The sequence below is a fragment of the Dysgonomonas sp. 25 genome (genome assembly GCF_010501075.1).
GTDB lineage: Bacteria > Bacteroidota > Bacteroidia > Bacteroidales > Dysgonomonadaceae > Dysgonomonas.
This window is the reverse complement of record NZ_QVMN01000015.1, coordinates 26,197-44,759: the sequence shown is the minus strand read 5'-3', so window position 1 is coordinate 44,759 and position 18,563 is coordinate 26,197. Positions and strand designations below refer to the sequence as shown.

Below are 18,563 nucleotides of genomic sequence, written 5' to 3'. Positions count from 1 at the left end.
CCGACAACTATCTCATAAATTATTAATATTTTTGTCTAATAAAACCTGTAACGGTTTTTTAGGACTAGTCATGATAAGGTCTGATTACAAACCTAACATATTTTTAACGTCCGGATTTGACAAGAAACGTGCAAATTCGAGGTCGTTAAGGATTTCAGTTTTAGATGCTCCTTTGTCGATAGCTGATTTGAGGCTGCTTGCAACACCCGAAGTGTTGTTTGTGCGAGCCGCAACGATAGCTGACAAATAGTTTGTTGTAGCATCTTTAGCTGTAATGCCGTTCAACGTTTGTTGAGCTTTGTTGTAGTTCTTAGAAAGGATTTGAGCAAGTGCTGCATTGTTCGATTTAGTATCGCCGAATGCTTGTACTGCTTTCGTGTAGTCACCTTTCTTGATGTAAAGAACTCCAAGAGCTTCGTTCAAAGTGTTAGCACCCGATGCGCTACCCAACAATTGTTCAGCTTTAGCGTTGTCGCCGTCGATCATAGCAAGCAATGCCTGGTTCATCTTAGGCTCGGCTGCACGCGAAGAGATAGATGATGCTTTGGCATAAGCTTGCGATGCTTTGCTGTAATCACCTTTGGCGAAGTATACATCACCTAAGTTGTTCCATCCGCGGTAGTCGTTAGCATATTTCTGAGTTACAAGAGAATATACTTTTTCTTTTGAAACACCATTCAGAGTAGCTGCATAAAGCAATTCTTCTACTGATAGTTCGTTGATAGCGCTTGAATTAGTAGCAGCTACCAATTCTTCGTCAGTTTTACCGATGATTTCAACGTTAGCGATTAAGCGTGAACGACGAAGTCTTGGAAGGATTGTTTCAGCCAATTCAGAATATACAGAAGAGATGTTTTTGATTTCTCTTTCTCTTCTTGCAGGATCGTTGTACATAGAAAGAACACGCAATACCAGTTCTTTATCTTGCAGGTTAGATGCTTGTACGAGTTTTTGGAAACCTTCCCAGTCTTGTGCTGTGTATTTAGCATTAACATCAGTATCGACTTTAGATTTCTTCAATTCTTTCTTCAAGTAGTTTGAAGTGTTTTTCTCGCGTTGAGCAGCTAATTTGTCATTCAGGCTGTAACCTCCATCAGGAGAAGCATAAGCTGATACTTCAACATTGAGGTTTTTGCGGTCGTCGTTGTAAACTTCCTGAACAAGTTCTTTCCATGCTTTTACGTCGCCTGAATTCAATTCAGAAGAACGAAGTTCGGCACGTTGAATCAAGAACATGATATCGGCATCGTGTGCTTCTTTGATAATGCGTTGGAATGCATCCGGAGCAAGAGCCGGAGTTACAGTTTTAGCATCTGCCAAAGCAGCTGTAGAAACGATTCCGTCAGCAACTTTCACATCGAAGTCGATAAGGTGGTTTCCTTTGCGCGAAACGGAGAAACGAAGGAAAAGCTCCGATTTCTTCATGGCAGGAACGTAGTCGAAGTTAGAGTTTACAGTGAATGCACCACCTTCGGCCTGATAGATAGTAATAGCATTACCTGATACTTTTTCGCCCTGATAAGAATGTGGGCTGCCGAGTGTTTCAGTTCCCTGATATTTGAGTACAGGGGTAACTACTACTTCAGCTTTTTTGTCAAACCATTTGGCAGGATAGCGTCCGTTTACTGTAACCGGAACTTTAGATCCTACAAGTTCGAGCGGCGAAGGGTTTGCCGTAAACAACGAACTGTCAAGTGGCTCCATCTTTTTGCTACATGATGTTGCCAACAGGCCAACAGCTATAACAAATGTTAAGATAAAATTTAGTTTTCTCATAGCTCTGTTTCTAAATATAAATGTAAAATTATTAATTATTATTTGGTATTATTTTCTTTAAGATTCCCTAACTTTATGGTATAGGCATAACAACACAAATACAAATCTAAGTTATTTTCTTTGCTTGTAAAAAAAAATGACTGCTTTTTTTGCATTTTCTGTTAAAAAATAAGACAAAATGTTTTATAGGGCATCTGTTTATGGATATATTTCATTTTACATTAATTTTTTTGTTTCTTTATCGGGTTAAATTATCTATATTTATTTATGAGTTGACAAGTTTATTAGTTACAAGTTACTTCGCCCTACGGGCAGTTACAAGTTACGAGAAAAAGTAACCCGATAAAAACATCGAAAATAAGTAGAGGTCTGTTACTTTTTTTGTCACTTCGAACGAATGTGAGAAGTCTTTTCCCAATTGTGCGGTGAGATGCTTCACTTCGTTCAGCATGACAGGGACGAATAAGCCTCCCCTTGGGGGAGGTTGGAGGGGCTAAAAGTAACCCGATAAAAACATCGAAAATAAGTAGAGGTCTGTTACTTTTTTTGTCACTTCGAACGGAGGTGAGAAGTCTCTTTCCGATTATGCGATGAGATACTTGAGTCGCCTGCGCTCCTCGATTGTTAATTCGCTTCGTTCAGCATGACAGGGACGAATAAGCCTCCCCTGCGGAGAGGTTGGAGGGACTAAAAGTAACCCGATAAAGAAAATGTCGTTTCTTTGTACCGGTTTTTGAAATGCAATACATTGATAATTATGCGTGTAGATATAAAAAGATACTGAAAAAGGTAACAAAAAGTAATACAAAAAGTAACACATTTGTGTATTTTTAGTGTAGTATATAAATCAACTATCGATTCGCATAAAAACAAGATACAAAAATGAAGATATTGATAATAGAAGACGAGCCTGAATTGATAAAGGTTTTGGAAAGTTTTTTGGTTTCGGAGAATTTTCTTGTAGAGAAAGCTATGGATTATGCTTCGGGGGTAGAGAAAGTGTCTCTGTATGAATATGATTGTATCTTATTGGATATTAACCTGCCGGGAGGAACAGGGCTGAAGATATTAGAGAAAATGAAGGAAAACGGGGTGGTAGGAAATACGATTATAATATCTGCCCGCGATTCTGTCGATGATAAGATTGCAGGTCTGGATTTGGGTGCGGATGATTATCTGACGAAGCCTTTTCATCTGGCGGAACTTCATGCAAGGATTAAAGCACTGTTGAGGAGGAAGATGTTGGGCGGAACAGAGCATTTAGAGATAGGCAATATGTATATCGATTATAGGCAGCGCTCGGTGTCTGTTGGTGGTAATCTGTTGAAATTGAACAGGAAAGAATATGATATCCTTGTGTTCTTTTCTACCAATATGAACCGTTTGATAACAAAAGAAACTCTTGCCGAGCACGTTTGGGGTGATAATATCGACTCGGCCGATAGCTTCGATTTCATCTATGCACAGGTAAAGAATCTTCGTAAGAAGCTGAAAGACAACGGTGCGGATGTGAATCTTGAGAATGTGTATGGTATCGGATATAAAATGACATTATGAGGTTAGTTAATTATCTTACATCGCGATTGCTGATTTTTTTCCTGCTTATATTGACGGTCTGGTCTGTGATTTATTTCAGCTTGCAGATGCGGGAAATATATGAGGACATAGACGAAGGGCTCGAAAATCTTCGTCAGGAGTTTGTTATGAAAGCCAATCTGTCATCTCAATTCACAGAAGACCTGATGAAGCATGCTCCGTTGAACATGATTATCGAGGAGATACCGGCCAGTGAGGCGAAAGAGATAAAGGATACGTATATAACGACGACTGTCTACTTTGCAACCGAGGAGGAAGAAGAGGAGGTACGCATGTTGGTGACAGCCTTCTATTCCGAACCGAACCAGACATATTATAAGCTTAAGATATTCACCTCGAATGTAGAAACGGAGGATTTGAGAAAGAATATGTTCTATCTGCTCATTGCGTTGTGGTGCGCCCTTATCCTGACCTTGTTCCTGTTAAGCTGGATTATATTGAAAAGGACGAATAAGCCTCTGTTCGAGTTGATTGGGCAGCTCCGCAGCTTCCATTTGGATAAGACGCAGATGATAACTTTGTCAAAGACGAATATTTCGGAATTCGAAGAATTGAATAATTCCGTCAAGGTCTTGCTAGAGGAGAATATTAAGGTTTATACCGAACAGAAGAACTTCATAGAGAATGCTTCGCATGAGTTGCAAACCCCTTTGTCAGTCGCTATCAATAAGTTGGAGATGCTGATAGGAGAGGAGGGGCTAAGTAAGGTGCAAGTAGAAGAAGTGGGTGCCGTTTTGTCGGAATTAAACAGGATGCGGCGCCTGAATACAAACCTCTTATTACTTTCCAAGATACGGAATAAGCAGTATGCTGATAATGAGATGGTTGATTTCTCCGAGTTGACGGAAAGGATAGCCTCTTATTTCTCGGATATGATTGAGCATAAGGGTTTAACGCTTTCCATTAAGCAGGAAACAGCTCCTGTTGTCGATATGAATAAAGACCTTGCAGCAATAATGGTAACCAACCTCTTGAAGAATGCGGTAGCTTATAACCTCAAAGACGGTACTATCGAGATAGTGATGACCGACCGCTACATCGCCTTCTCGAATGATGGTACTCCGATTGATAAGGATGTGAATATCTTCGAGCGGTATATCTCGAATTCTGATAATAAGCAATCTTCGGGTTTAGGGCTGTCTATCGTAAAGTCAATCACGGACTTCTATAGTTTCAGGATAACACACACTTATGACACAAGGCATACGATAACTATTTATTTTAGTTAAACATCGGTTTTTTAACTCAAAAAAGCCAAATTTTCCCAAATCTTTTCAGAATTGGGGCTACATCTTTGTTGTATCATTTAACTATAAACTGAAAACAATAAATGATTATGAAAAAGATGATTTTGTTTCTATCTGCCGTTCTGTTGCTTGCCTCCTGCCAGAAGACAATGGCCCAGCCATCTCCTGCCATTTCGACGAAATACTCGGATACGGAGATCGAAAAGATGATACGGCTCTATCATAGCAAGTATGCACAGGATGTGGCTCCTTCGGGCGAACTATCAGCCAGGTTTGTGGCGGACTTCCCTAATGCTAGAGACGTAGAATGGGAGATGGCTCAGAATATCTATGAGGTCGATTTTGAGATCGGCCATGTCGATTACGAAGCCTATTATGATAAGGAAGGTAATCTACTGTCATATTCTTTCGAGATCTACGAGTCGGATTTGCCTGCTGTAGTGAAGAATGCGACCATCGCCAAATATCCCGACTATGTCTTTGAGGATATGACGCGGATTTATAAGGGAACTAAAATCTTATATAAAGTTGAAATCGAAAGGGAGAAGAACGTGGAGCTATTAGTGCTCGACAATGGCACTATAATTAAAGAAAAGAATGATTGATAACTTAATATTATTATTAACCTGATAAAGAGAATAAAAAATGAAAAAAGTATTTTTTGCACTTGGTTTACTATCGTTGGCTTTGGTATTTAGTTCTTGTAGCGACGATGATGATGACAAAAAGATTGCTTACGCCGAATTGCCTAATACTGCCAAAGACTTTGCTGTGGCACACTTCACAGGTGAAAGCGGCGTTTCGGAAGTGAAGAAGGATAACGACAGCTACGATATTTATTATGCTGACTATAAGGTCGAATTCTATATCGATGGCGAGTGGGAAGGCATAGACGGTAACTACAAGCGCCAGAACAATCCTGTTCCCGCATCAGTATTGAATCTCCTTCCGGTGAGGATAATCGAATATGTAACAACTCATTATCCGCAGTATGTGATAGTGGAAGTGGACAAAGAGAGGAAGCATTCTACCTTAGTCGGGTATGAGGTGCAACTGAACGATCCGAAGGGTACTGAGCTCGATTTTGATGCCGACGGGAACATTATCTCAGGTGGAAACAACGGAGACGAAGTCATTCAATACTCGGCTTTGCCGGATGACGCCAAGACGTTCTTGACTCAACACTTCGGAGGTAATACAGGAGTTGTCAGCGTGATGAAGGATAACGATAGTTATGATGTATACTACAATAATTATAAGGTTGAGTTCTATATTTCAGGCGAGTGGGAAGGCGTAGACGGTAACTACAAAGGCCAGAACAATGCTGTTCCTTCTTCTGTGATAGACCTTATACCTGCCGCTATCAAAACGTATGTTACTACTCAATATCCGGGTAATGACATCGTAGAGGTTGATAAGGAGAAAACGAACAATACCTTGGTTGGCTACGAAGTTCAGATAGATGATGTCGCTAAGACTGAACTGGATTTCGATGCTAATGGGAACTTCTTGAGAGTCGATTAAGCTAAAGGGAATCAGACGAGAGTTAATCCCTGTTGTCCGTCAAGGATGGTAGGGGTTTTCTGTATCTGGCTCCAGCAAAGCAAACCTCACGGATATCGCATCCATGAGGTGCCAAAAGATCAACTAAAAAAATATCAATAGAATAAATTTTATGAGATACGAATGCCTTGCCTCTGCTTTTTGCAGAAGCGGGTACACTGTTCTTTTATACTGTATCCCAGTAAGATACCGAGTATGAAATCTTCCTCGGGAGTCAGCTTATTTAAGGGTTTATCTTTACAGATGCTGTTTATGACCTTGAGGCATTCCTCTTTACCGAAGAAGATGTTGATATTGCCATTAGGTTGCTTCTGTACGATATAGCCGATAGCGTTTCTTTCGAGCCTTTTGCGGGCTTCATCTTCCATATGCCCCGGTAAGGTGCAGAGGATCATATCCCGTACGCCTTTCCTGTATTCATATATCAGGTGATGAAATACACTCATAGGGCTTATACAATGAGATTATATAGCGGCTTTGAGGATATTTACCCAATTGGCAATACGTTCCGAGGTCATGCTCGATTCGTTGTCGTTGTCGATAGGTAGTCCAACGAATCTGCCGCCTACAACAGCTTCCGAATCGTCGTATGTATATCCGTCTGTCGGAACCTCTCCGATAAGCTGGCAACCTTTTCCTTCCAACGCATGGTATATCTTGCCCATGGCATCGCAGAAGGTATCGCTGTATGAAGACGAGTCGCCGCATCCGAACAGAGCTACCTTTTTACCGCTGACGTCAGCATTCTTCAACCTGTCGATGTAATCTTCCCAGTCGTCCTGCAAGTCGCCTAATCCGAGCGTTGAAGAACCGAAAAGGAGTACGTCGTAATTGGAGAAGTCGGTTTCCCCTTTCGATACATCATGCAAATCGCTTTTAGCTACACCTAATTTATCTGCAATTTCTTCTGCTACTTCTTGCGTGTTTCCGGTTGTAGAACCATAATATATACCTATATTAGCCATCTCTTTTTATTTAGAACGTTTATAAATAATAATTCTCTATGCAAAGTAAAGGCTAATCTCTACCATAGGCAATACCAAGAAATGGTGAATTTAGCTCCGGTGACTACCAAGATATAGTGAATCGTATTTATTGACAGTCGATAGGTGACTTATATCCCTCTTAAAAAGTAACAAACCTCTACTCATTTTCGGTATTTTTATTGAGTTACTTTTTCTCAGTGTACCTCAATATCTCCTCAGTGAAACTCAGTGTTACCTTTTTCTTCCTCACGCTATTGGGAAGAGACTTCTCCCCTCCATTCGAAGTGACAAAAAAGTAACAAACCTCTACTCATTTTCGGTATTTTTATTGAGTTACTTTTTCTCAATGTACCTCAGTGTCTCCTCAGTGAAACTCAGTGTCACCTTTTCTTTTCCCACATTACAGGCAAGAGATCCCTCGCCTCTGCTCGGGATGACAGAAAAAGTAACAAACCTCTACTCATTTTCGATGTTTTTTGCCGAGTTACTTTTAGCCCCACCAACCTCCCCCAAGGGGAGGCTTATTCGTTCTTGTCATGCTGAACGAAGTGAAGCATCTCACCTCGCACTTGAGAAAAGACTTCTCACCTCCGTTCGAAGTGACAATAAAAAGTAACAGACCTCTACTTATTTTCGATGTTTTTATCGGGTTACTTTTTCTCGTAACTTGTAACTGCCCGTAGGGCGAAGAAATAAAATTCGCCGAAGCGAAGGCGAGGCAAACTTGTAACTAATAAACTTGTCAACTAAAAAATATATAGATAAACTTAGAATGATAGTTTCACAACTTATTCACATAAGTTTTTTATTATTACAGCTTCATCGATAAAGCTACCCGTTTGCGGGCTAAGTCGATGGACAAGACTTTGACTTCGACATGCTGGTGCAATGAGACTACCTCGTTCGGATCGGAAACATATTTGTCCGCTAATTCGGAGATATGTACCAGCCCGTTTTCCTTGATACCGACATCCACAAAGCATCCGAAATTGGTAATATTCGTCACAATACCCGGAAGTATCATACCTTCGCGCAAATCGTTTATGGTACGTATGTTCGGATCGAATTGAAAAACTTTTATAGCCTTTCGCGGATCCCGCCCCGGTTTGTCCAGCTCTTCCATAATATCCGTAAGGGTAGGGAGGCCGACCGAAGAAGTGACATATTTATTCAGATCGAGGCTCTTTTTTAGTTCCTTGTTTTCTATCAATTCTTTGACAGTACATTTCAGATCTTTAGCCATTTGCTCCACGATGTGGTAACTCTCGGGATGTACCGCCGAGTTGTCGAGCGGATTGGCAGCATCGGGTATGCGGAGGAATCCGGCACTCTGTTCGAATGCTTTCTCGCCCATACGCGGCACTTTCATCAGTTCTCTGCGCGATGCGAAAGCACCGTGTTCAGCCCGATAGTCGACGATATTTTGCGCGAGAGTGGCTCCCAATCCCGAAACATACGTCAGGAGGTGTTTGCTTGCCGTATTCACATTCACACCTACCTGATTGACACAACTTTCTACTGTGAGGTCAAGCGACTTCTTTAGTTTGCTCTGATCCACATCGTGCTGGTATTGTCCCACCCCGATGGATTTAGGATCTATCTTTACTAATTCCGCCAATGGATCCATCAACCGGCGGCCTATCGATACAGCTCCGCGTACGGTGACGTCGTAGTCGGGAAATTCCTCGCGGGCTATTTTGGATGCCGAGTAAATAGACGCTCCGTTTTCGCTCACTACGAATACCTTTACCTCTTTCTCGTAGCGGAGGTTCGTAATGAAATTCTCTGTTTCGCGGCTTGCCGTCCCGTTTCCGATGGCAATCGCATCTATATTGTAGGTGGTGACTAATTTCACGACTTTAGAAGCAGCTTTCGTATACTCATTCTGCGGAGGGTGGGGGTAGATGGTTTCGTTATGCAATAGATTTCCCTGCGCATCCAGGCATACTACCTTGCAACCCGTGCGGTATCCCGGGTCTATGCCCAATACCCTTTTTTGTCCCAAAGGTGGCGACAGGAGCAACTGCCGCAGATTTTCCACGAAAACATGTATCGCATCCTCATCGGCTTTCTCTTTCGATAGTGAAGCAAATTCCGTTTCGATAGATGGTTTCAGTAGCCGTTTGTAGGCATCTTTGATGGCATCGGCTACACAACCCGTGGCTTCGTTGTCGCCTTTCAGGAATTGCTTATCCAAACGTTCCAATGCTGCATCCTCATCGGGCGCGATGTTGACACGAAGAAAACCTTCCGATTCGCCCCGCCGTATGGCCAGCAGGCGATGCGACGAGCAGCGGCTCAACTTTTCACTGAAATCGAAATAGTCGCGGTATTTGTCGCCCTCTTCCTCTTTTCCTTTGACCACTTTGGACGTTATCACAGCGTCGCGCTGAAACAGGTTGCGGATTGAGTTACGGGCATATTCGTTCTCGTTTATCCATTCGGCAATGATGTCGCATGCCCCGTTGATAGCTTCTTCGGCATCTTTTACATCCCCTTTGACAAAAACCGATGCTTTGGCCTCTACATCGAAGTTTTGCTGCGACATAATCAATTTGGCCAATCCTTCCAAACCCTTTTTGCGGGCAATCTCGGCACGCGTCTGGCGTTTCGGTTTGTAGGGGAGGTATATATCTTCCAGTTCGGTTGAGTTCCAGCAATTCGCGATGCGCGATTTTAGATCGTCGGTCAATTTGCCTTGCTCCTCAATGGTTTTCACTATCGTCTCTTTCCGCTTGATGAGCTCGTTATATTTGTCATGCTGTTCTTTGATGGCTGCTACCTGCACTTCGTCCAGCGCGCCGGTCATTTCTTTCCGGTAACGGCTGATAAAAGGGATGGTCGCCCCGCCGTCGAGCAGCGATATTGTTTTTTCTACCTGCGATTCTTTGAGGTTCAGGGCGGTAGCTATTAGTTTGTTGGTTGTCATAAGCTATTATTGATAATTATCATACAAAAATAATGATCAACCGTATAGATACACCACAGGTTGATCATTTATTTATGGGGAAATAATCTTTTAGTCTTGTTTGGTCAGATGTACATCCACCTGAGGGAAAGGGAAACTGAGCCCGCTATTTCCGAATTCGTTATAGATTTTTTCGTTCAAATCGAATTGTACAGGGAATACATTCGGCGAATCCGTCCAGAAACGCACAAGGATATTCACCGAGCTATCGGCTAATGCCGTTAAATATACCACCGGAGCCGGATCTTTGTGTACCCGTTCGTCATTGTTCAGCATGTTCAATACAACCTCTCTGGCTTTAGCTACATTGTCTCCATACGAAATACCGTATACACAATCTACACGCCGTATTCCTTCCTGGTTGCAGTTGACAATGACGCCGTTGGATAGGCTGCCGTTCGGCAAGTAAATGATTTTGTTGTCGGAAGTCTTCATCTTGGTCGTGAAGATAAAGATATCCAATACAGTCCCTGTATATCCGCTCTGCGTTTCGATAAAATCACCGACTTTGAAAGGTTTGAATAAAAGGATAACAATTCCTCCGGCAAAATTCTGCAACGTCCCCGACAATGCCATACCTATAGCCAGCGATGCAGCTCCCAGAATGGCGATAATAGAAGTCATCTCCACGCCGACAGTGGCAAGGACTATGATGACAACCAATACCTTCAGTACGATATTGATGAATGATGCGAGGAAACTCGACAGAGAAGCTTCTACCTCTCTCTTTTTCATTATTTTGCGGAATCCGTTGGTCACTTTTTTTACAATCCATAGCCCGATGATAAGGATAAGGACAGCGATAAGCAGTTTTATTCCGAAATTGATAGAAGAATCGATCAGCCCGTCGAAACGGCTGGTTAATTGGTTTAAGTCTAACGTGTTGTCCATAAAGTTGTTTTGAAATAAATTAATATATTGGATTTACTATTTTATTGCCTGCATTTTTAACACAGCCATGTTGTCGGCATAATAAACTTTGATTGTGTCATTGGTATTGTATACGCGGTTTCCGCCGATATACCACGATTTAGCCACAAGATATACTTTGGCTACGTAGGCTGTATCGCCCTCATTCACTTCGTCGTATGATATTACTTTTACGAGCTCTATCTGGCTCTGCATGCCTTCTTCTTCGTTTTGCCATTTGATGTGCCGTTCGAGCGCCTCATTCATATGTTCAAGTTTCTGAGCCTCGAACAAACTGCATGACGAAAAGAGTATGACGGTGATTGTCAATGCGATAAATCTTGTAATTGCTTTCATATCATTTAGAACTATATAGATTTCCGTACCCAAAAATAGATAATTTAGGGGATATAGTCAACCTGTGGCATATTTTTTCTTACATTCGTAAAAGAATTTAAGAACATTGCCTACTATGTCCGACGATAAGAAGCCATTTTCGGTGAAAGCCCGCCTGCAATCATTCAAATATGCATTCAACGGGTTGAAGATACTACTCGGTGCCGAGCATAACGCCCGTATTCATTTAGTGGTGGCGGTTATTGCCTGCCTGATGGGTTGGTTCTTGGATATTTCGGCAATGGAATGGCTGGTTATCCTCATCCTGATAGGCCTTGTCATAGCCATGGAGATTGTCAATTCCTGCATCGAATATATTTGTAATTTCATTTCCCCTGCGATAGACGATAGAATAAAGATAATAAAGGATTTAGCATCCGCAGCCGTCCTGATAGTAGCTATTATAGCCGTTATCTGCGGATTCATTATTTTCCTTCCCAAGTTGCTGTTGCTTATATAATTTTTCTCTCCCTTTGTTAAAAAATGGGTAAAATTTGCCGTAAGATGTGAAATTTTGTTTATTTTCGTCTCTATGTAATCGAACCTAAATTTTATATCTATGAAAAAACTTTTTCTCCTGTTGATTATGACCTGTTGTGTCGCTTCTCTTTATTCTCAATCGAAATATGGGAAAATTACGATGGAAGAGTTGGAGATGGATTCCTATCCTGCCGACAGTACTGCATCTGCCGTGATTCTATCTAAAGTCGGAAAAACCGAATTCCGCATGGACCGTATTATGGGCTTCGTTTATGAGTATACTTTGGAAATGAAGATCAAGATTTTGAAGCACGATGGCTTGGAATACTGTACAAAAGAAATATTCTATAACGAATATAGCCGGAAGGAACAAGAGTCTATCAAAGCGCTGTCGGGTACTACGTATAATCTGGTGAACGGGAAAATAGAAAAGACGAAACTCTCTAAAGAATTTATTTTCGACGAGGAGCATGACGAAACGACTAAAATAAAGAAGTTTACAATGCCTGCCGCGAAAGTGGGATCGGTGATCGAATACAAGTACACGTTTGTCTCGCCTTTCGACTACAATCTGCCTACATTTGAGTTTCAGAGCGAGATACCAATCAAATATGTTTATTATGAGGTGCTTATCCCCGAATATTATACCTATAATATCTCTATGCAGGGATATGAGCGTGTCGAAACTTCGGACAAAAATAAAAACATACGTTTCCACCTCGAATTTGAAGACACTGACGGACGCTATGCTTCATTTCAGGACGACTGTATGGCGCGTGAGCTGATATTCAAGAAAACGGATATGCCGGCATTGAGGCACGAACCATACATGTGGTCGCGCAAGGATTATGTATCGAAAGTCGGATTCGAATTAAGAAATTTCCAGTTTAAATACGGTAAGATGACACAATATTCCTCCTCGTGGGAAAAAGTGGACGAGCGTATTCTGGCTCAAAAGAGCTTTGGCGGTAACCTGAACAAAGAGTCTCTGTTTAAGAAAGAGGTGAAAGAAGGCGATTTGACCATAAGCAACGCTACTGCTATCCTTGGCATGATACGCGAACGGGTGAAGTGGAATAAGGAATCGGGAGTATCGACCAAAAATATGAATAATGCACTCAAAACAGGATTGGGTAGCAGTGCTGATATGAACTTCCTGTTGATAAATGCTTTATCGGCAGCCGGATTCGATGCTTTCCCTGTTGTGTTGAGTACGAGGCGGAATGGTCTCATCCCGATGGTTCACCCTACAATCTCGTCGTATAACTATATGATTTCGGGCGTAATGATAGACGGTAAACTCTGCTTTGTAGATGCTTCTGATGTTTTCAGTATCTGGAACGTCTTGCCTGAGAAAGCTATGGTTTTCCAAGGGCGAATCATTAAAAAAGGAGCATCGAAGTGGGTCGATCTTTCGGGTCTTACCAAAGGGACTTCCTATTGGTCTTCTACTCTCAAGTTTGAAGATGGGAAGCTGAAAGCGGATGTAAACAACAGCGAACGGGCTACGGGAGCTTACCGTTTCAGAAGTTTCTATTACAATAATCATTCGGATCAGGATGACTTTGTCGAAACACTTTCGAAGAATTTCGGCTTGGAAATAAAAGACTTTAAAATATCGAACGAGCAAAATCTGGGTGAGGATGTGAAGGTGTCTTTTTCTACCGAAATGGATGTAGAGTTAGGCGATGAGTATCTGTATATCACCCCGATGTTTATAAAACACCGCACGGCCAATCCTTTTACCGACGAAACGCGCCTTTATCCGGTAAATTTCGATTATCTGACGACTTACGTTCAAAATGTGATCCTCTATATACCCGAGGGGTATGTTGTAGAGGAATTGCCTAAATCCGAGAAAATTATTTTCGACGAAGAGCAAAATATTTCCTTGTCGTATAGAACTACGCAGGAAGAGAACAAAATTCAATTGCTGTATCAATATCAACTGAAAACTTTATTTGTCGGACAAGACCAATATCCGGTTTTACGGGAGTTTTTTGCAAAGCTTGTCGCTAAAAATTCGGAGCAAATAGTGTTGAAAAAGGTTGAATAAACGTATAAATCCTTGTTCTTATGAAGAAATATCTGCTGTTGCTTATCATCTGTGTGCCTTCGTTGGTTTTTTCCCAGCGAAAGTACGCAGCTGGGGATATACCCGATAGCCTGAAAGTGAACGCTGTTTCCGTAGTGAGGGATTATTCCTTATCATTTGTGCAGACGAATGCGAATACCGGGACTTACAAGTTAAAGAGGGTATTGACAATTCTGAATAAGCAGGGTGACAGGCGCGCTCATTTCAATATCACATGCGACCGTTTTCGCGAGTTGCTCAAATTCTCGGGGACGTTGAGGGATGCAGAGGGTAACATAATCAAGAAAATAAAACGGGGAGACCTGAAACATTCGAGTTTCGACTCTCAATCGTTAGCTTCCGACGACTTTGCACTCTATTACGAATGCCAATCGCCCAGCTATCCTTTTACGATAGAATATGAATACGAAGCAAAATTTAAAAATGGCATCGTATCATATCCTCCTTTTATTCCGCAGGATCGCTATCGCCAGTCGGTAGAAAATGCCGTCTACGAAATAGAATTGCCTGCCGATCTCAAACTTCGTACGAAAGCCAATTACGACCTCGATTTGCAAAAGAGGGAAGCGGAGAAGGGTATAATTTATTCAACTACATTTAATGGTAAAGCAGCCCTTGCGTATGAAGTAATGTCTCCGCCCGATGAAGATATCCTGCCGTATGCTCTGTTTGCACCTGCCGCTTTCTGTTTCGACTCCTATTGTGGCGATATGTCCGACTGGAAAGGGATGGGTAGCTGGCAGAATCAACTGCTGAAAGGGCGCGATGTATTGCCCGACAATTGGCAGCAGAAAGTAAGAGAGCTAACAGAAGGCTTATCTTCGGACAGGGAGAAAGTAAAAGCTTTGTATGAATACCTCCAGCAGAATACGCGCTATGTCAGCATACAGCTGGGTATTGGCGGCTGGCAGCCGATAGAAGCATCGAAGGTTGCTAAAACAGGCTTCGGCGATTGCAAGGGCTTGACCAACCTGATGATGGCCATGCTGAAAGCCGCGAATATTCCGTCGCATTACGCTTCTATATACTTAGGTAATGAACGTTCTTACTTGTACGAGGATTATCCAAGTTTCGGGCAAATGAACCACGTTGTCCTGTTAGTTCCGTTGAAGAATGACAGCATTTGGCTCGAATGTACGAGTGCAAAAGAACCTTTCGGCTTTGTTCATCGGCAAATAGCCGGTCACGATGCCCTTGTCATGACTCCCGAAGGTGGAAAAGTATGCCGTTTGCCGGTGTACCCGAATGCTGACAGGCTTCAGGCTATCAACATGCAGGTAGAATTGAAAGAAGATTATTCTTTGTCCGGCAATATAGAAATAACAGAACACTTGGATCATGCTGTAAGGCTTGCTGATTTGATAGGAGCAGAAAGGAAAGAACAAACCTCCTACGTAACAGCCTACCTGAAAATGGCGAATATGCAGCTGGGCAATATAGATATCTCGTACCATAAATCCGAGAAGCCGGTAGCTACGCTGAAAACGGCATTCGATGCCTCGGATGTGGTGAATAAGACAGGGAATAGAATTTTCGTGACTGTTTCACCTCTGAACAGAGGGAATTACAAGATTTTCAGCGCATCGGAACGCAACAGGGATATTTATGTGCAGAGTGGATTTGTGGATAAGGATACGATTATATATACTTTACCCGAAGGTATGACGCCCGAGTCGCTGCCGAAAGATATTTCCTTGAAAACCCAGTTCGGTTCTTTCGATACGAAGACTTCGATAGATGGTAATAAGGTGATATATACCCAACATATAGAATTGCTTCCGGGGCAGTATGATAAATCCTCGTATCAGGAAATCAAAGGATTCTTTTCGCAAATCGATACGGCACTGAAAAGGAAAATGGTGATAAAGAAGAATTAGCGAGCCTCTTTCTTCAAGATGATTTCCACAATTTCGGGTTGGGCAAAGAAGCGTATAGGATAACCGCCTGCTCCTACGCCGGTGGTGACGTATAAGCTGATATTGCCCTTTTCTACCCAGCCATAGCGGTATTCCTGTTTGTTGGTGACTAAGTCTTTTCTCGTCCTTCCCGGCATCACGGGAGCCCATAACCCGAAGAAGGTGACTTGTCCGCCATGTGTGTGGCCGGATAGCATCAGATCTACCTTGTCTGTTTCTATCTGGTCTATATAATCGGGCTGATGAGAGAGAAGTATGCAGAAATCGCTCTCGTCGACATCTTGTGTCGTATTTTCGATAAGTTGTTCATCGCTCCACCAATCGCCTACACCGCCGATTTTTATGCTGTCGTTTCCGGCACGAAACCAATAAGATCGGTTGTCGCACAAAAGGATATTCCGTTCTTCCAAGCCTTTCCTTATTTTGGCAGGGACAGTCCAATGGTCGTGATTTCCCAGAACGGCGTATACTTTTCCGTGCGGTTGTTTGGATATTTCGCTGAACAGCGAATCTATAAATACCGATTTGCTGACATAGTCGCCACCCAGCAAAACAATATCGGGATTCAGCCCGTCTATCCTTGCTGCCAACGAACGCACATCCTCGCGCGTAAAATACTGGTCGCAATGTATATCGGAGATAAATACCAGTTTCTTACCGTCGAATGCCTCGGGAATATCTTGGTGGCGGAAGGTGTAGGTGGATATTTTAATATTCTTGGCTTCATAAAAGGCATACCCCACACATCCGCCCATAAGCAAAAGGAGAATAACCACAGCAATGATTATTCTCTTTTTGTATCGTTGTTTACGGTTTTTATTCAGCAACTTGCAGTTCTGCGACATATTCTTCATAATCTTTAGCCGCACGCGCTACGACATCCCGGGCAGTTGCCGCATTATAGATATGCAGCAAGACACAACGAGGCTCCTTATCGGTAGGCAGATCCTTGTAAGTCGTGAAGTAGTGCCGCAGGCGGTCTATAACCATATGCGGAACATCCTTGATATCCCTGTATGTGTCATAGATAGCATCCCCTTCAAGTACGGCGATCAACTTATCATCCGCCTTGTTCTGGTCGAGCAATCGCAGTCCGCCTATCAATCGCGCCTTCACGATAACGTCGCCATGCGTAATATCTTTTTCGGTGAGGACACAGATATCTATCGGGTCGCCATCACCTTCGATGTCTATTCTTTTCAGCTGTTTATTGGTCAGTTCAGCCAGATGGCTACCGCAATAGGTGCGCGGAACGAAGCCATATAGCGCAGGTACAATGTTCGAAAAACGTTGTGGGCGGTCGATACATAAGTAGCCGGTTTCTTTGTCCACTTCGTATTTCACAGTATCAGTCGGTACAATTTCGATGAAGGCATTTACAATTTCGGGAAAGTTGTTTCCTATTGAAATTCCATGCCATGGGTGTGCTTTGGATTTTCTCATCATATTTTCTAAGTCTATATCAAAATATCTATTCGTGCAAATATAGCAAATTGTTATGAAATATACATCAAATCGCTCATGATATTATCGGAGATGAAGATGCCTTCGCGTGTTAATACAAGGTGATTCCCGACTATTACCGCCTTATCCGAGCGGATATGCTTATCAGCATATTGTAAGCAATAATCGAGCATTTTATCACCAAATAGCTCTTTGAGCCTTTCTAAATTTACGCCCCACATGGTACGCAACCCTGTCAGGATAAAATCGTTGTAGCGGGCGTGGGCATCCAGCACCTCTACTTCGCTATCCGGCGATCCCTTTTCTATCCCCGCGACGTATAACGGAAGCGAGGCTATATTCCATGCCCTGTTTTCGCCATCGTACGAATGGGCGGCAGGCCCCAGTCCCAGATATTTTTCGCCTGTCCAGTACGAGCTGTTGTGTTGCGAGATATACCCTTCTCGTGCGAAGTTCGATATCTCGTAATGTACAAATCCTGCTTCTTTCAGTTTATCTATCATCAACGAAAACATGCTCAGGCTGGTATCCTCTTCGGTAGGTGTTATCTTCTTTTCCGCCAACTGCTTATACAGCGGCGTACCTTCTTCGTATATCAGGTGATAAGCCGAGATATGCTGTACACCCAATTCAATGGCTTTATGCAGATTTTCCTCCCAGATAGCTAAGGTTTGATTGGGCAAACCATACATCAAATCGATGCTTATATTCCCGAAACCGTATTCTTTGGCGAGGTGGACGGCGTCAATCGCTTTCTGTGCCGAATGGCGGCGGTTGAGGAATTGCAGTTCTTTGTCGTTGAAGCTCTGTATGCCGATACTCAACCGGTTGAAGGGAAGTTTCCTCAAGTCTTTCAGATATTCCTCGCTGAGGTCGTCGGGATTGGCTTCCATCGTTATTTCGGTGTCGGGTGCTATGCTGAAATATCGGTTTATAGCATCGAAAACCTGTTCGAAATCTTCGCTTGTCAGTTGCGAAGGCGTTCCTCCTCCGAAATAGATTGTTTTCAAGGCTTCGCCGGAGAGGTATTCCCTCCTCAAAGCCATTTCAGCACAAAGAGCGACTATATATTTTTCTTTCAGCGTATTATCCGTTCCCGTAAAGAAATCGCAATAATGACACCTCGTTTTGCAAAAGGGTACATGAATATATAGTCCGGCCATATCA

Annotated in this window: 16 protein-coding genes; 7 read left to right on the top strand and 9 right to left on the bottom strand. The window is 42.6% G+C overall.

The annotated features are described in order from the left end of the window. Positions 1-84: 84 nt before the first annotated feature. A complete protein-coding gene (locus D0T66_RS15585) occupies positions 85-1,776 on the bottom strand; it encodes a tetratricopeptide repeat protein (RefSeq protein WP_163358227.1) in 1,692 nt (563 codons plus the stop codon). Between the two features lie 882 nt (positions 1,777-2,658). Here D0T66_RS15585 and D0T66_RS15580 point away from each other — a divergent pair. The 4 genes from D0T66_RS15580 to D0T66_RS15565 all read left to right on the top strand — a co-directional run bounded on the left by D0T66_RS15580 (position 2,659) and on the right by D0T66_RS15565 (position 6,143). Next, positions 2,659-3,333, top strand: coding sequence for a response regulator transcription factor (locus D0T66_RS15580; RefSeq protein ID WP_163358226.1), 675 nt, complete (start codon positions 2,659-2,661; stop codon positions 3,331-3,333). After that, entirely contained in the window at positions 3,330-4,601 is a 1,272-nt protein-coding gene (locus D0T66_RS15575) for a HAMP domain-containing sensor histidine kinase (RefSeq protein ID WP_163358225.1), read from the top strand. The genes D0T66_RS15580 and D0T66_RS15575 overlap by 4 nt, the downstream gene beginning before the upstream one ends. Before the next feature lie 107 nt (positions 4,602-4,708). Further along, positions 4,709-5,224: a membrane lipoprotein lipid attachment site-containing protein gene (locus D0T66_RS15570; RefSeq protein ID WP_163358224.1), complete on the top strand. Its 516-nt coding sequence runs from the start codon at positions 4,709-4,711 to the stop codon at positions 5,222-5,224. Between the two features lie 40 nt (positions 5,225-5,264). Beyond that, the gene (locus tag D0T66_RS15565; protein ID WP_163358223.1) at positions 5,265-6,143 is read left to right on the top strand and encodes a PepSY-like domain-containing protein; all 879 of its coding nucleotides are present in this window, start codon (positions 5,265-5,267) and stop codon (positions 6,141-6,143) included. 149 nt (positions 6,144-6,292) lie between these two features. On the opposite strand, the gene D0T66_RS15560 is transcribed toward D0T66_RS15565, so the two are convergent. From D0T66_RS15560 to D0T66_RS15540, 5 genes are all read right to left on the bottom strand, one after another. Then, positions 6,293-6,628, bottom strand: a complete 336-nt coding sequence (locus tag D0T66_RS15560; protein WP_163358222.1) for a DUF2023 family protein — start codon at positions 6,626-6,628, stop codon at positions 6,293-6,295. Between the two features lie 18 nt (positions 6,629-6,646). Continuing rightward, entirely contained in the window at positions 6,647-7,147 is a 501-nt protein-coding gene (fldA, locus tag D0T66_RS15555; RefSeq protein ID WP_163358221.1) for a flavodoxin FldA, read from the bottom strand. A gap of 832 nt (positions 7,148-7,979) precedes the next feature. Further along, positions 7,980-10,097: a Tex family protein gene (locus D0T66_RS15550; RefSeq protein WP_163358220.1), complete on the bottom strand. Its 2,118-nt coding sequence runs from the start codon at positions 10,095-10,097 to the stop codon at positions 7,980-7,982. 90 nt (positions 10,098-10,187) lie between these two features. Beyond that, entirely contained in the window at positions 10,188-11,027 is an 840-nt protein-coding gene (locus tag D0T66_RS15545; protein WP_163358219.1) for a mechanosensitive ion channel family protein, read from the bottom strand. Positions 11,028-11,063: 36 nt separating this feature from the next. After that, the gene (locus tag D0T66_RS15540; RefSeq protein ID WP_163358218.1) at positions 11,064-11,402 is read right to left on the bottom strand and encodes a hypothetical protein; all 339 of its coding nucleotides are present in this window, start codon (positions 11,400-11,402) and stop codon (positions 11,064-11,066) included. Positions 11,403-11,517: 115 nt separating this feature from the next. Here D0T66_RS15540 and D0T66_RS15535 point away from each other — a divergent pair, with 115 nt between their 5' ends. The 3 genes from D0T66_RS15535 (at position 11,518) to D0T66_RS15525 (ending at position 15,893) form a co-directional block, all read left to right on the top strand. Continuing rightward, on the top strand, positions 11,518-11,901 hold the full coding sequence (locus D0T66_RS15535) for a diacylglycerol kinase family protein (protein ID WP_163358217.1): 384 nt from the start codon (positions 11,518-11,520) through the stop codon (positions 11,899-11,901). 99 nt (positions 11,902-12,000) lie between these two features. Beyond that, positions 12,001-13,977, top strand: coding sequence for a DUF3857 domain-containing protein (locus tag D0T66_RS15530; protein ID WP_163358216.1), 1,977 nt, complete (start codon positions 12,001-12,003; stop codon positions 13,975-13,977). A gap of 20 nt (positions 13,978-13,997) precedes the next feature. Beyond that, on the top strand, positions 13,998-15,893 hold the full coding sequence (locus tag D0T66_RS15525) for a DUF3857 domain-containing protein (protein WP_163358215.1): 1,896 nt from the start codon (positions 13,998-14,000) through the stop codon (positions 15,891-15,893). On the opposite strand, the gene D0T66_RS15520 is transcribed toward D0T66_RS15525, so the two are convergent. Genes D0T66_RS15520 through hemW form a run of 3 tightly spaced genes read right to left on the bottom strand, consistent with a single transcriptional unit; the run spans position 15,890 to position 18,559 of the window. Next, the gene (locus tag D0T66_RS15520) at positions 15,890-16,786 is read right to left on the bottom strand and encodes a metallophosphoesterase (RefSeq protein ID WP_255489846.1); all 897 of its coding nucleotides are present in this window, start codon (positions 16,784-16,786) and stop codon (positions 15,890-15,892) included. The two genes, D0T66_RS15525 and D0T66_RS15520, sit on opposite strands and share 4 nt — an antisense overlap. Continuing rightward, on the bottom strand, positions 16,749-17,375 hold the full coding sequence (locus D0T66_RS15515) for an inorganic pyrophosphatase (RefSeq protein ID WP_163358228.1): 627 nt from the start codon (positions 17,373-17,375) through the stop codon (positions 16,749-16,751). Before D0T66_RS15515 ends, D0T66_RS15520 begins: the two co-directional genes overlap by 38 nt. Positions 17,376-17,428: 53 nt before the next feature. Then, the gene (gene hemW / locus D0T66_RS15510; protein WP_163358214.1) at positions 17,429-18,559 is read right to left on the bottom strand and encodes a radical SAM family heme chaperone HemW; all 1,131 of its coding nucleotides are present in this window, start codon (positions 18,557-18,559) and stop codon (positions 17,429-17,431) included. Positions 18,560-18,563 lie beyond the last annotated feature (4 nt).